At 35.1% G+C, this 13,060-nt stretch carries 17 protein-coding genes and 1 pseudogene; 6 read left to right on the top strand and 12 right to left on the bottom strand.

The genetic code is table 11. The annotated features are described in order from the left end of the window. Positions 1 to 64: 64 nt before the first annotated feature. From MKY88_RS13185 to MKY88_RS13200, 4 genes and pseudogenes are all read right to left on the bottom strand, one after another. Positions 65 to 301 (bottom strand): DUF3953 domain-containing protein, encoded by a 237-nt coding sequence (locus tag MKY88_RS13185; RefSeq protein WP_193832226.1) that lies wholly within the window; start codon positions 299 to 301, stop codon positions 65 to 67. 330 nt (positions 302 to 631) lie between these two features. Then, positions 632 to 958, bottom strand: a pseudogene (locus MKY88_RS13190) (hypothetical protein); the annotation flags it as partial. Then, positions 936 to 1,259: a LuxR C-terminal-related transcriptional regulator gene (locus tag MKY88_RS13195; RefSeq protein ID WP_340813874.1), complete on the bottom strand. Its 324-nt coding sequence runs from the start codon at positions 1,257 to 1,259 to the stop codon at positions 936 to 938. The pseudogene MKY88_RS13190 and the gene MKY88_RS13195, both read right to left, overlap by 23 nt. A 6-nt stretch (positions 1,260 to 1,265) precedes the next feature. Then, a complete protein-coding gene (locus MKY88_RS13200) occupies positions 1,266 to 1,406 on the bottom strand; it encodes a hypothetical protein (RefSeq protein ID WP_340813875.1) in 141 nt (46 codons plus the stop codon). Between the two features lie 180 nt (positions 1,407 to 1,586). Here MKY88_RS13200 and MKY88_RS13205 point away from each other — a divergent pair, with 180 nt between their 5' ends. Continuing rightward, positions 1,587 to 2,588: an alpha/beta fold hydrolase gene (locus tag MKY88_RS13205; RefSeq protein ID WP_445669183.1), complete on the top strand. Its 1,002-nt coding sequence runs from the start codon at positions 1,587 to 1,589 to the stop codon at positions 2,586 to 2,588. Positions 2,589 to 2,886: 298 nt separating this feature from the next. On the opposite strand, the gene MKY88_RS13210 is transcribed toward MKY88_RS13205, so the two are convergent. Next, positions 2,887 to 3,117 (bottom strand): LuxR C-terminal-related transcriptional regulator, encoded by a 231-nt coding sequence (locus MKY88_RS13210; protein WP_340813877.1) that lies wholly within the window; start codon positions 3,115 to 3,117, stop codon positions 2,887 to 2,889. 7 nt (positions 3,118 to 3,124) lie between these two features. After that, a complete protein-coding gene (locus tag MKY88_RS13215; RefSeq protein ID WP_328200622.1) occupies positions 3,125 to 3,298 on the bottom strand; it encodes a hypothetical protein in 174 nt (57 codons plus the stop codon). A 459-nt stretch (positions 3,299 to 3,757) separates the two neighbouring features. Between MKY88_RS13215 and MKY88_RS13220 the strand changes: the two genes are divergently transcribed. The 3 genes from MKY88_RS13220 to MKY88_RS13230 all read left to right on the top strand — a co-directional run bounded on the left by MKY88_RS13220 (position 3,758) and on the right by MKY88_RS13230 (position 5,721). After that, a complete protein-coding gene (locus MKY88_RS13220) occupies positions 3,758 to 4,066 on the top strand; it encodes a hydrolase (protein WP_328200621.1) in 309 nt (102 codons plus the stop codon). Between the two features lie 124 nt (positions 4,067 to 4,190). After that, positions 4,191 to 4,700, top strand: coding sequence for a DUF3231 family protein (locus MKY88_RS13225; RefSeq protein ID WP_328200620.1), 510 nt, complete (start codon positions 4,191 to 4,193; stop codon positions 4,698 to 4,700). 475 nt (positions 4,701 to 5,175) lie between these two features. Then, the gene (locus MKY88_RS13230) at positions 5,176 to 5,721 is read left to right on the top strand and encodes a collagen-like protein (protein ID WP_328200619.1); all 546 of its coding nucleotides are present in this window, start codon (positions 5,176 to 5,178) and stop codon (positions 5,719 to 5,721) included. 411 nt (positions 5,722 to 6,132) lie between these two features. Here MKY88_RS13230 and MKY88_RS13235 read toward each other — a convergent pair whose 3' ends face one another. Next, entirely contained in the window at positions 6,133 to 6,384 is a 252-nt protein-coding gene (locus MKY88_RS13235) for a hypothetical protein (RefSeq protein ID WP_340813878.1), read from the bottom strand. A gap of 562 nt (positions 6,385 to 6,946) precedes the next feature. Here MKY88_RS13235 and MKY88_RS13240 point away from each other — a divergent pair. Then, positions 6,947 to 7,336 carry a spore coat protein gene (locus MKY88_RS13240; protein WP_328200617.1) on the top strand — a complete coding sequence of 130 codons (390 nt, stop codon included), beginning with the start codon at positions 6,947 to 6,949 and terminating at the stop codon, positions 7,334 to 7,336. Between the two features lie 152 nt (positions 7,337 to 7,488). Here the strand turns inward: MKY88_RS13240 and MKY88_RS24620 are convergent, their stop codons facing one another. The 4 genes from MKY88_RS24620 to MKY88_RS13255 all read right to left on the bottom strand — a co-directional run bounded on the left by MKY88_RS24620 (position 7,489) and on the right by MKY88_RS13255 (position 10,664). Then, on the bottom strand, positions 7,489 to 7,644 hold the full coding sequence (locus MKY88_RS24620) for a dUTP diphosphatase (protein ID WP_445669184.1): 156 nt from the start codon (positions 7,642 to 7,644) through the stop codon (positions 7,489 to 7,491). Between the two features lie 408 nt (positions 7,645 to 8,052). Continuing rightward, positions 8,053 to 8,958: an NAD(P)/FAD-dependent oxidoreductase gene (locus MKY88_RS13245; RefSeq protein WP_340813879.1), complete on the bottom strand. Its 906-nt coding sequence runs from the start codon at positions 8,956 to 8,958 to the stop codon at positions 8,053 to 8,055. 397 nt (positions 8,959 to 9,355) lie between these two features. Continuing rightward, positions 9,356 to 10,231: a hypothetical protein gene (locus tag MKY88_RS13250; RefSeq protein WP_340813880.1), complete on the bottom strand. Its 876-nt coding sequence runs from the start codon at positions 10,229 to 10,231 to the stop codon at positions 9,356 to 9,358. A 166-nt stretch (positions 10,232 to 10,397) separates the two neighbouring features. Continuing rightward, positions 10,398 to 10,664 (bottom strand): hypothetical protein, encoded by a 267-nt coding sequence (locus MKY88_RS13255; protein ID WP_340813881.1) that lies wholly within the window; start codon positions 10,662 to 10,664, stop codon positions 10,398 to 10,400. 558 nt (positions 10,665 to 11,222) lie between these two features. On the opposite strand from MKY88_RS13255, the gene MKY88_RS13260 reads away from it, so the two are divergent. After that, positions 11,223 to 11,651 (top strand): HEAT repeat domain-containing protein, encoded by a 429-nt coding sequence (locus MKY88_RS13260; protein WP_193832231.1) that lies wholly within the window; start codon positions 11,223 to 11,225, stop codon positions 11,649 to 11,651. A gap of 595 nt (positions 11,652 to 12,246) precedes the next feature. On the opposite strand, the gene MKY88_RS13265 is transcribed toward MKY88_RS13260, so the two are convergent. Beyond that, positions 12,247 to 13,047, bottom strand: coding sequence for a cytochrome c oxidase assembly protein (locus MKY88_RS13265; RefSeq protein WP_328200613.1), 801 nt, complete (start codon positions 13,045 to 13,047; stop codon positions 12,247 to 12,249). Positions 13,048 to 13,060 lie beyond the last annotated feature (13 nt).

Here is a 13,060-nt window from a genome sequence, read left to right on the forward strand (position 1 = left end):
TTGTCGAGTGCTCACTTTTGACATCGTAGCGGAAGTTCACATATAAACCACTCCATTATGTTGATCATAGTGAGGCTGTGAATTGATACATTGATATATAAACCGCAAATAAAAATAGTCCGATTAATAACCAACCATAAACTTTTCTCTCGCTTTGAAATGCTTCAATACCTTTTGTTAACATGAATAAACCTGAGAAGAATACCATTAAAAAAATCAGATCGTAATCACGTGTTATAAGTAGGTAAGCTGAAAGAGAGACAGTTATGATAGCGAAAACAATTTGTAAAATGTTCATCATAATATTCCACTCCTCTTTAAATATCATATAACAAATAAGAAGTCGTGGAAATGATTGTAAATATTTTATCTTTTATATTAATTAAGATACCTAATCTCTAAAAAAATATGAGCCGGCCGTGTATGTCATGCTCCGAACAAGTTTGCTCAGCGCTGGTCGGTCGTCGGTCTGCCTTTCCCTAATATTTAGGTTTTCATAAATACCGAGGGAGGAAAAACCTACCCCGTCGCCCTACCTCCGAGTTTACATCATATTTTTTCTTTCACAAAACATGCTACATGTTTTACATTTGTTCTTTTTGTTACATATATATTTTTAACAGCTTACTTTTCAAGTAGTCTGCCCTACAGCTACTATTTTGCAAGTTGAGATTGCAAATCTAACTATTGTTTCAGGACTTATAGGTAAAGTACCTAACACAATGCCAAGACCTGTTTGTTCCACAATAAAATCTTCTGCAATAGAACCATTAACTGCTAAAAGATTAACTGTAGAACCGATAAGTGTACCTAGTAGTTGTCTGATTGGTCGTTCGCGACAATCACATTCGCACCCTGAATTAACAGGTGGCAACAAGTTAATTGTAGGTCCTGGTGGTAAAAATCCTACCCCTGTAACATCAGAAATGTTTACTTTAAAGGTTGTTGTACCATCTGTACTTCATCATTTGTTTCAATATGTTATTTCTCACTCTAAAGATAGTTGTACTCGAAAGCTTCATGTGTTTGCCAATAGCTCTCATGCTATCACCATCTAGTAATCTATGGAGTACCTCAATTTCTCTATCGCCATGTACTAACGAAATACGCTTTTGCACCTCTGCAATCTCTTGGTCATATTCCTTAATGCGATAATTTAACGAATATACACGACGTTGTACTTCTGTATACACTGGATCGCTTGTGCCACTACTTGCCTTTGGTAAAGTTGCCTCAATACCATACGTAGCTGTTTTCACTCTAATTTAACTATTGTTATTAACTTTCGCTACTGGCTGTCGTGCTTCCTCAATCGTTTCAACCATCCATCGATAATTCTCAATCCACTGTAATAAATCCTCTACCGCCACGTTGAATTTGCTTACTTTTTTATAAATCTTCTTCATCGTTTTGATTTTGGAACTTTTTCTAAAAAGTTTCTACACAAAATCTTTCACTTGTTCATACTCAGTTCATATTTTCGTCACTGTGAGTCCATCTTCGTCGTTTAGGCTTTCCTTAGGGCTCTTTAAGGTAGCCCAAAACGATAGGAGAAGAAATGAGTGAAAATACGAGAGGTGAAAAAAATGGACTTGGACATGTCAACAGGTAAAAAACCAATTAATAAGATGAAAAAATTGCTTATCATTTTACTTAAAATTTTAGCAGCATTAGTTATAACAATTGTCGTTTTTATAGCCATTGTTTTTGTCATTGATAAGATCAGTAATAAATTAGAAGCAGGGAAAATAAAGCCTTATGGTCAGTCTGTAACAGTAGATGGAAAAAATATGAATGTTTTGATTCAAGGACAAGGCGCAGAAACAATCGTGCTACTACCAGGTTTGGGAACAGGAACACCAGCACTTGATTTTAAGCCGCTAGTAGAAGAGTTATCGCCATTTTACAAAGTTGTAGTGATTGAGCCTTTCGGTTATGGATTAAGTGATATAACCGAAAAAGAACGGAGCACAGAAAATATTGTAAGTGAAATCCACGAAGCCTTACAGATTCTTAAAATTGACCGCTATATTCTAATGGGTCACTCCATTTCGGGCATTTACGCATTAGATTATGTGAACAAATATGAAAACGAAGTGAGTGCATTTGTCGGGATCGATAGCAGTGTTCCAAGGCAATATGGTGATAAGGTTGTTGAATCTCCAATACCTAATTCAGTAATTACACTACTCAAAGAATCAGGTCTAGGCAGATTGATAATGAAACTAAGTGCTGACCCATATGCTGCACTACCAGTTGATGAAGAAACAAAAGAACAAATGAGAATTCTTTCTTACAAAAACTTTAGAAATCCAACTATTGTGAATGAAATAGAAAATAGATCTCCTAATTTTAAAGCAGCTGAAAATTTAACATTCCCAAAAAACCTGCCTGTTATTTTCTTTTTACAACCGAATAGTGCAGCGATTGAAGGATGGTCAACACTACATGAAGAGCAAGTAAAAAATTCTGTACATGGAAAAGTGATGACATTTGAAGGAACACATTATTTACACCATACTCAATCAAAAGAAATCGCTGAAAACTTCAGGGCATTTATTGAAGAAGTAAAGCAAGACAGTAGATAATTTTAAAAATGAAAGTATGTTTGTAACTAGTTGATCTCTCAATCGCGTTATCTAAACACGCTCCTAGTGATATCCATGCTACAGCACCATGTACAAGTTTTCTTGCAAGTGTGCTGTAGCATTTCTTTCGAATGCCTATTTATTTTTCACACACTCTTAATTGGATTTTTTTCCATCAATAATTATATTAATGACAATTTCATTTGCTTAGTAGTCCATCGTAAATAACCAAGGTTCAATGGTTTCCGTCGCTTCACCCTCCTGTACAAAATCTTTCATAGGGGCACAAGGCCCCACTTCAAGCAATCATCTGTTTTACAATGTTATCCTTAATTCGTTTAATACTCGTTGCTGATAAAGTCATATGTTGGCCTATCCAGCGTTGTGACTTGCCGTCTAACATCCAATTCAGTACTTGAACCTCTCTGTCGCCAGTAACTCGTTCAATCAGCATTTGTACCTCTAATAGCTTCTTCTCATACTCTGCAATACGCTTTATATTTTTCGAACGTCTAATAGCCTCCTGCATAATTGGATCACCTACCGCCTGTTGCCTTTGGTAGTGTAGCCTCGATACCATACTGTGCCGTTTTTGCCCCTATAACCATTTCTGCTCGCATTTCTTTGATGGCGTTAACCATCCAGTGGTAGTCTGTAATCATTGAATCTAATGCATCTGGTGTAATAACTAATTTTCTTTCTTTTAACATAGGTTTGCCCTCCTAAGTTGTGTTATAATGACTTATCTGACTAGCCTAAAAGGGCATACCAATTCGAGCTGTAGCGTGTGACGACGCTGCGGCTTTTTTGTTAATTTTGGACAGATTATTTACTCACCATCGGCTCACCGATCGTTATGCCAAAAGTTATTAAATGGACATTTTCTCATATTGTTTCCTTAATACTTAAAAGTCCAATAGACACCCTTATATCCACCTTCATCTGTAAATTCAACAATTGCTTCTTCATTTTGCAAGAAGTATTCAACGAAAATTCCTTTTCCCAAATTCTTATGAGATACTTCGATGAAAACTTAAAATGGTCTATTAACTATTTTCTTTTTTTGTAAAACAAAATCATTACTAACTAGACAATTGCCAATCTACTTATATTTTCAAACCATAAATTAATAAGGAAAGGCAAGGATTACTTTCGAAGGAGGATTGAAAATGAGCATTAACAGAAAGGCTAAAAACTATAGGCGGAAAAAGTGCTATTCTTGTGATGAAAAGGAAAACCATCATGAGAGAGATACTAATCGCTGTAAAGGTTGTGTTTGTAATCAATTAAAACGTTTACAAACTCAAACTGAAGTTGATCTTTTCTTATTTGGTGGTCAAGTAATAGAAGATGTTATTTTTATTACCTTTGATCAAAATAATTGTTGTGCATTCTTTAATGATCCAGAAACAGAACCTGGTTCAACAATTGTCGTAGATTGTCAAGATATTCAAGCTATTCGATTTGAAGCAGACTAAGCTAAGTTTTAATTGTTTCCTTTCTCAAATTGTTCAGTAACCTTATTTTTTTATGAATTATTTTTAAAATTCCACCCATACTATCCTTGTTTGAAAAATGCCGAAACTAAAAAGGAAGTGTAGTATGGGGATACTTAGCGAAAATCCAAAAGATGAACCATTGCATTATGGAGAAGTATTTAGTGTTTGGACAAATTTAATCACAGATTATGGTATAATTTCTGGCTATCAAACGTTTTATAATCATGCTGGGGATGAAGATCTTAAAAAAATCATTGAAGATATCATCGAAAAATGTAGGGATGAAGTAAAGCAATTAGAAAAGATTCTAAAAACAAACGGAATTGGTTTACCTCCTGCTGCACCGGAAAGACCTGTAGCAAGAATGGAAGATATCCCTCCAGGAGCAAAATTTAGTGATCCAGAAATTAGTGCTGCACTGTCAGTAGACCTAGCTGCTGGATTAGTTGCATGCAGTCAGGCAATGGGTACATCAACTAGAGAAGACATTGCTTTAATGTATGGTCAATTCCATGCAGCAAAAGCTCTAATCGGCGCTAAACTACTGCGTCTCAATAAAAATAAAGGTTGGTTAGTTCCACCGCCATTACATGTAGATTATCCAGAAAAATAATATCTTTACCTGACAAACCGTTTCCCCAGTATAAAACTGGGGTTTTTTCTTTGACATAAATGTATAGCTAACCTTAATTTGCACAAATTATTATTGAGTGTATCGCACGCACTTGCTGTGGCGCTGGTTGACCGTCACGGCCTCCAAATTACTTAGGGCCACTTCCAGTCGTGTGACCCTTTTATTAATTTCTTTGTTCAAATTGTTCAGTAGTTAGCTGGAGCGTCTACAAACGCTGGTCTTTTTTTAACCTGAAGCCTAACTTGAAATACATTTTGATACATAGGATAAAAAGAGCTCTCCTAAACATCAATTCTCAAGAATCAAACACTTTGCCGAGTCAATGATGCTCTCCTAATCTAATTTTGAGCACTTTCTAAGGAGAAAGTGCTCCTTTTTATTTTTTAAACTATTAAACTATTGCCCTTTACTCCATATTTCACTCGAATAAAATACTACAAATGGAGGTGAAAAAATGGATAACTGTAGTAACTGTAATAAACGTTCCTGCTTATGTGGAAGCCAAATAGGACCATTCACAGCCGTTGATCTCTGTGGAATTTCTGGCCCTATTCCTCCTGTAACACCAACAGCATGTGGTGGGCTTTGCGAATATGGATATATATATAATCTAGGTCCTGAAACTGTAGCTGTAGAAGCAGATATTATTTTTGATTCAACCGGTATAGTTACTCCGGGAATTACGCATACTCCAGGAACCTCTCAAATTTTTGTTACTAGACCAGGAATCTACGAGGTTACTTTCATCGTCTCAGGGGTTGAACCTAACCAATTCACACTATTTTTAAATGGTGCACCGGTGACGCAGGCAGTCTATGGTTCAGGAGCCGGTACTCAACAAAACACGGGTCAGGTAATAATTTCTATACCATCCGGCGGGTTTCTTACACTTAGGAACCATTCTTCTGCAGCAGCAGTAATCCTTCAAACTTTAGCAGGAGGCACACAAATAAACGTAAATGCTTCAATTATCCTTAAAATGCTAAGTCCTATTATCTAGAGATATAAAGACAAAACTGAAAAATAATAGATTTTGTGTTAGGAGTGATTAACCTTTTGCGTAGTAATTACTCCTTTTTTCTTTTACAATTTATACACGCTTCCTTTACTGAACAATATCTTTCAAAAAGTCACTTAGACCATCTTCGAACAATATATGTAATAACTTTTTGCTCTCAAAACCACACCAAACTCCGCCCTATTGGTTACTGGTACATGCCAGCGCTCCTTGGTACCTAATGTTCCTGAGATACTTGGTCACTAAACCAGTCCTTTTTATTTGTATGGCTGTTTGATGCAGTTTTCAAAGCAAAATAAAAAGTCACGCTCGAAAAAACGTGACCTGAACTATATTTTATTTAGAAAGCTAAAAAACACTATTACTCATAGAGCATAAATGTAATTCTGTATTTTATTTATACGGTAATGTCTCTATGGAACCACTTTTATTACAAGTAATAAGCTTAGTTTTAAATTCTATACTTGTTGAAAGTTTCTGCAACATACTTAACTCATTAGAAAACTTTTCTATCTCAACCAATCCTTCACTTTGCAATCCAGAAATGACTAGCTCAAGTTGTTTTAATGGACGTTGTACTTCTGTATACACTGGATCGCTTGTGCCACCACTTGCCTTTGGTAAAGTTGCCTCAATACCATACATAGCCGTTTTCGCTCCAATGAGCTGTTTTTATCAGGGTTCGATACTGGCTGCCGTGCTTCCTCAATCGTTTCAACCATCCATCGATAATTCTCAATCCACTGTAACAAATTCTCTTTAGTAACTACTGTTTGCCCTTGTTTACCCATTAGGTTTGCCCTCCTAAGTTGTGATATACTACTTTTACTATATTGTCTTAAAAGGGCATAAACCAATTCGAGCTGTAGCGTGTGACGACGCTACGGCTTTTTTATTTTTAAATTTATTTCACAGGCAATTCACTATACATATTTAGCTATCTCGACATATTAATAGTAATGTAAAGCTAATTTAGCCTTACACCTCCGAATCTTGTTACTAAGGGTCGCTTCTACCTCAAGTGATCCTTTTATAATTTCTTTACTCAAAAGTACCCTATAGGATTGACTCTAGTCTAGAAACAACATGGCTAATTATAAGTATTGAAAAAATCGTATTTACTATATCTTCACTCCACATTCCTAATTGTCCAAACAACTGTATTTGATATGAATAAAATATTTATAGAATAGGAGGTGAATATAAAATGGCATCATTTGAAATTGGGGCGAGAGGTCTTTTCAATTTCCGAAACGAACGCTTTTTCCTATTAGTTGAAGATGAAATTACAATTCCAGAAAAAGGTGTGGAGATTGATCCAGTTAATATCTATGAGATTGACCAACAAACTTTCAATTTTATTAGAGAAGAAGGAGATACACCTGTAGTTGTACCACGTTTTAATCTTCCTACTGTACCACCTGGATTTGAATTAGAACGAAAATGTATTTTTACAGTTGATAATTCATACTTTGTCATCTATGAATTAGAAAATGGCACTGATAACTTCGTTATTTTAAGAATCAGTGCAGCTTTATTTAACTCATTAAGAAATTCTGGTGTTCGTGAATGCGTTCCTCAAGATTTCATTAATTAATAAAAAATCCAACCTTCAGTAAAATTATTATCATCATATTTAAAGTAATGTTCAGCAAGATTTCTCCTTCCTTGCTGAACATTTCCTTTCAACTAACCACTTTCTGTTTCCTTCCCAATCCACCATCTCTTGGCCCTATCCATTCAGCCATTTCAAGATCCATGGCATTCAATGCCACACTCACCTAGCTCAATCTGAAGGGCTAACACCTTCCAGTCAAAATTGTTCTGTCCTCGTAGTTCTGGATGCTCCTGCATGTTGTGCTTGTTTAGTGCTGCCTGTGTTTCAAATAGTTTTGTTAAGTTTATCGTTTCCCTTCCTCCTTCATTCGCTTTTTATTGCACCAGTAGCAAAGATTGCCCTTAATGTGCCTTGCTTGGTCTATATAACGTTTTCACTACTAAAAACCAGACTCTCGAATGAGTGCCTGGTTTTAATCCTTCACCTATAGTTCTTCCAATGATAAAATACATCATATTTTTTGATTTCTGGCGCCTGCCCAGTATCTATTATTTTTTAATTTTTTGTACCCTAGTGTACCCCAATAAAGTTGCGAGAAATTTTATCTAAATTAGACCTTTTAAACAATGGTATCCAGAGCGTACCAGTTTGTGTTTCTTATTCTAATCCCAACACAATGTTTGAAGTGTATGTCACAACCCATTAGCACTGAAGTATAGTTCCTATTTAGTCGGAGCAAAGGTGTTATAACGTAATTAAAAGCGTTCCATCGTCAGATCAGTATTTACTGAAACCGCAGCTTTATTACCTTTCGCAGCTGAAATCATTAAAGAGGATGGTTTAGATCTTTCAGTTTCCCCTGCAATATATACGTTTTTTTGGGTTGTTCTACCAACACCATCTGTTATAACTTTTCCATTTTCATGAATTTCACAACCAAGCTTCTCAGCAAATTGATTGGGGCGATAATAAGATGGGGCAACAAATCCGCCCGATCTTAAAATTGTTGCTCCTGTTTCAAACTCTATTTTTTGTAAGTAACCATCATTACCTATGAAGTTTTTTATCTTTTCCGATATAATTTTGATATTGTGTTTTTGTAACTCCATTTTACCTTCTTTAGATAATTGAACGCCATTTGTTAAGACAACCAAATCCTGCGACCAGTTATAAATTAACTTAGTCAAATGCAGTACGTGCTCTTCTTTTTCTGCAATAACCACTAATGGCTTATCTTTTTGCTCCCAGCCATCACAATACGGACAACTAAATAGACTTTTCCCATAAAATTTTCTTATACTCGCTATAGTAAATACTTCTTGAATGCCGGTGGCGAGAATTATTTTTTCTGAAAAAAATTCCTGATTAGTGGATGTTTTGACAGTAAATCGCTCATTACCTATATCCTTAATAATTTCAGTAACTGTTGAAGTAAAATATGATACGGACGGGTAATTCTCCAACTCTTTTAACACTATTTCTTTAAACGCTTGTGGTCTTATCCCATCACGAGTAATAAATCCATGTGATGCTTGTGTCACTCTATTCCTATTCGTTCTATCGTCAAATAATGCAATGTTTCTCCTAGCCCTTCCTAAAGTTAAGCTAGCACTTAACCCAGAAGGACCTCCACCTATAATAATACAATCAAGGACATCCATTTTTTATCTCCTTATTGATTTGGTTTTATTTTGAATTGTGATTTGCATAAGAGAACTCATTATTTCCCACATCATGGATTTTCATTCTTTACTCGTTATTATTGGTTTGCTTGTTTTTTAACGAATCATTTTTGTTTATTCCACTATCCTCCCGTTAATTTAAGTCCATTTGTTCACAATCTTTGGTATACAGTCTAATTCGGTTATTCATGAATATGGCCCTTATTTTAAGAAAGACGCATTCATTACTAAAGAAATGCACCCGATTGTTGAAGATCTTCTGTTAGATAAAGTACATTTTTTTCAAAATTTATATTACTTGGATTAAATAAAATAGCTTAAATAAAAAGAAGCGTTCCTTTTTCTGAAAGAAACACCCCTTATGTTACAAATATATTTAATCAAAAGTTCGGCATTGATTTTCGCTTTCTTCTTGCGAAATATATTTCTCTATTTTCACATCTGTCACTTTTAAGCCTGTTAGGTTCGAATCACTTATAGAAAAAGTAAGTTTATCATAATCTCCACCATGGTGTCCTGAATAGTTTAAGGCACTACCAAAAATTAGATGTCTCCTAGGATCTCCATTAATGGGTTCAATTTTTATTTTTGGACACATAAAAAAGTCCGAATAAGATGGACCCAAATGATATAAATAACGTGTAAACAATGCTTCTTCCAGTAATTTTTCTTTAGTAAGCCCATCCACTTCTTTTCTCCACCCTACAATGAGCCAATCATAAAGAGATTGTGACTTTAATCGCACTTTCTGTCTATTTTCCGAAACAATTAATTCTCCTTCTTTAGTTGTGCAGATTTCGCGTTTATTGTGAACTACACAAGTATATGCTGGTTCAATAGTGATTACTTCATTATCTGCCATTTTTAACGTCAATTTATTGGATGGATTATCTAAAGATACCTCAATTTTTTCATTCACTCGGTCAGAGTTATTAAGCCAGTAAACCACTTTTCTAAGCACACGTTCTTGAAAACCATCATAGTTACTGAATAGACGCTGAATCCCTGAATTATTTTCAACTTTAATGTATTGAACATCATTATACTCTAATGAATGCGTCCTTAATTGTTCTAAAAACGGTTGATTGGGATTCTTCTTTGTTTCAGCACTTTGGCTGACTGAATTAATAAAATGTACATCAATAAAATACTTATTAATAAAATTTTGTTTAGGTACTTCTTGATTCGCAAAAACAGTAGTATTATTTACGAGAAATAAAATACCAAAAAGGATGTATAGTGTTTTCTTCAAATAAAGCCTACCTACCTTTTTTATTGGTATCTTTCCCGAATGTTCTTCAACTATCCTGTCCATTAGCTTAAGTGTAATCCACTACATTCTCGATAAAATATCTGTTCACTATATAAGAATATGGCCATTTGCTTTCTTTTATCAGAAACGACCGTTTATGGAAAGGTTAAAGAAACCTAAACCAGGCAAACCATTGCCCTTGTTTGTTTTTGGTCACAAAAATTTGTCTGTGTGATGCATCATATGCCGGTAAATACTGTGGGAACAGTACTTCCATAAGCCAAGAATTGTTAGCTGTTTCCTCATCGCAATAATATTTCGCCATCGCATAAAAAGCATCCGGATGTGGTGCATTTAGAAGAAGTGTTAGGGTCTCTACTTTCCAACCTTTATAATTATCTTCTTTATAAACCTCAGGAATAATTGTATTCAATGCATTTATAAGACCTTTATCTGAACTGACATGTCCCAAACTTTGTGAGCTCAGACATTTACCGATGTTAATTAAAAAGGGTGTTTTCCCATTTGTTTCAGCAAATGATCAATATTCCTAAAATACAAGTGTAAATAATAACTCTTATAATGATTCATCTCCCCTAGAATAGTAAAGTAAGGAGTTTTTACGCTAATAACTGTAATGTACAATCTGGCTGGCCTTTAAATGGAAAAAGACGCATTCCGGTACTGCACCCCAAAAGTTAGTTTTTCACTCTAACTTTTGGGGTGCAGTACCTAATTGAGCTCGATTGTTGGAGATTATAATCATATATCTTGTTTAACTATTGCACCCTGTTAGTTTAATAAGAAAGGCAAATCTAATAAAGAATAGTACATACTTTTGATACGGTTCACCTTAATGTAGTTAGTTTCCATTTTTTGCATATATACTTACCAGCGATTCATCGCTATTTTCACCAAGACAACGTATAATAAGAGAAGCAGAAGAAAAAGAATTCATTTTTCCTCTAGTTAAAAAAAGAGGTGCAATTACTTGAAACAGTTTGAAAAAGCATTACCTGAGCAGTATGAAACATTAAAAAAGCAGGCCAATTATACGTCTAGCTGGCGAGAGCGTTTAGACGCAGTCGAAAAGTTATCGGCTTATCAACATGACAAAATCATAGATTTATTAAAAAATCGTATGCAGCATGATACTGTCAACAAGGTGCAATTAGCAGCCTATGAAGCACTTGTGGCGCTTGGCGAGGACGTAGAGAAGCCATCACCTGCACGTTTTGATATCATCAAAGGAACAGACAAAATTTTCCTGCGGGTTAAAAAGAGCTTGCCGAAGGACCATACAGTGGCAGACTTTGCGGATAAGCTAAAACGTATGCGTTTAGATGTCTTTGATGCGTATGAAGGCGACAAAGGTGTACAATTTATGAACTGGTTAGAGGAACGTTGGGCAAAACTGTAATTAGTAGTTTTGCGATTTATAAAGGAAAGTCATTCTCTCCACAAATGGAGAGAATGGCTTTTTCTTATCTTACGCTGCCGTTCATCGAAACTAATATTAAATTGTATCACTTCTTTATCATCTATCTTTATTGTATATAATTGAATTTCACCGCAACATAGTATAGTAATTAGATTCTATAAAGATAACAATATACCTGGTGTTAATTTAAGTACGTTTTAGTATATAAAATACCCTGTGAAAATAATACATAATCACAAAATGCTGAAACTTACAGTTCCAATAGCTTTGTTTGGAAACTTTTTTTAAAGAATGTTCTACAATCTGGCCCGATTGCGGAACAACTCTCCGATATATTTAGTAATTATTGTGGATTTTTCACTGTTAGTATTACAGTTAGTGGGGAGCCTATTTTTTTAGAAGGCATAGCAGTTTTTAATGTGCTCAATAGGAGTGGTTCAGCCTACACCGTTTAGGCTTCATTAATGGCTGAAGACATTATCGCAGCAGGTGCCACATCGGATTCTCCAATCAAAAGTTACGCAAACCGTTCCTTAACCATTATTCAATTAAGTTAAAAATAGCTCGTTACCAATTATGGTAATGAGCTAATGGTCTTTGCAACAACAGTATTTCTTGTCCTTTTAAACCACTGGTAAAACAGTATATAAACAAGTGCAATTTCTATTAGGTCTCCGCCGTAGTACATAATCATAGCACCCTGCTCTGCTTGCTCAGGAGATACACGACTAGGAGGATACGCATAAATATATTTGGACAATATCGAATGAGCTGTTAAAGCTATCAATAAAACGACTGAACGAAAAACATAAGATAATGGATGTGGAGTTGGATCAATATAGATAAATGCAATAGTAAACAAATAACCTGCTAGAAAAATATGAAGGTGAATCAACATATACAAAACAGAATTTTCGTGCATCATGTTAAATAGAGGGGTAGTATAGAGCAGCCATAAACCACCTACATTCAGTATAGTTGCTATGATAGGATTGGACACAAATCTGAAGTAAGAGTTACGTAGTATACGTGAAATAAAACGTGCCTTTTTCACAGGGATAGTCCTTAAGAATAAGGTAATAGGTGCCGATAGCGCTATAAGCAGTGGCGCTAGCATTCCAAGCAATAAATGGCCAACCATATGTGCTGAAAAATTTACATGTGCAAGCTCTGCTAATGGACCGATTAATGATAACATGGCACATAGATGCCCAAGTATCCAACATAATGTCCGAACAGTAGGCCATTGTTTTTTATGCTGATTTGAGAGTACGACTGCAACAATATAGGAAATAAAAGAAATAAAAAACGGGAAAACTAATAGGAGCTGTACAATGATAGAAAAATTTTGAATGTGAGGTTCATGTGTATGCAAAGGTGGTACCCCC

It is taken from the genome of Lysinibacillus sp. FSL R7-0073, from assembly GCF_038009065.1.
Taxonomy (GTDB): domain Bacteria; phylum Bacillota; class Bacilli; order Bacillales_A; family Planococcaceae; genus Lysinibacillus; species Lysinibacillus fusiformis.

Excerpts from the sequence above, each read along its gene's own strand:
- MKY88_RS13185 (WP_193832226.1), bottom strand. The coding sequence starts at position 301 with ATGATGAACATTTTACAAATTGTTTTCGCTATCATAACTGTCTCTCTT.
- MKY88_RS13200 (WP_340813875.1), bottom strand. The coding sequence starts at position 1,406 with ATGAAGAAGATTTATAAAAAAGTAAGCAAATTCAACGTGGCGGTAGAG.
- MKY88_RS13205 (WP_445669183.1), top strand. The coding sequence starts at position 1,587 with ATGGACTTGGACATGTCAACAGGTAAAAAACCAATTAATAAGATGAAA.
- MKY88_RS13210 (WP_340813877.1), bottom strand. The coding sequence starts at position 3,117 with ATGCAGGAGGCTATTAGACGTTCGAAAAATATAAAGCGTATTGCAGAG.
- MKY88_RS13215 (WP_328200622.1), bottom strand. The coding sequence starts at position 3,298 with ATGTTAAAAGAAAGAAAATTAGTTATTACACCAGATGCATTAGATTCA.
- MKY88_RS13220 (WP_328200621.1), top strand. The coding sequence starts at position 3,758 with ATGAGCATTAACAGAAAGGCTAAAAACTATAGGCGGAAAAAGTGCTAT.
- MKY88_RS13225 (WP_328200620.1), top strand. The coding sequence starts at position 4,191 with ATGGGGATACTTAGCGAAAATCCAAAAGATGAACCATTGCATTATGGA.
- MKY88_RS13230 (WP_328200619.1), top strand. The coding sequence starts at position 5,176 with ATGGATAACTGTAGTAACTGTAATAAACGTTCCTGCTTATGTGGAAGC.
- MKY88_RS13235 (WP_340813878.1), bottom strand. The coding sequence starts at position 6,384 with ATGTATGGTATTGAGGCAACTTTACCAAAGGCAAGTGGTGGCACAAGC.
- MKY88_RS13240 (WP_328200617.1), top strand. The coding sequence starts at position 6,947 with ATGGCATCATTTGAAATTGGGGCGAGAGGTCTTTTCAATTTCCGAAAC.
- MKY88_RS13245 (WP_340813879.1), bottom strand. The coding sequence starts at position 8,958 with ATGGATGTCCTTGATTGTATTATTATAGGTGGAGGTCCTTCTGGGTTA.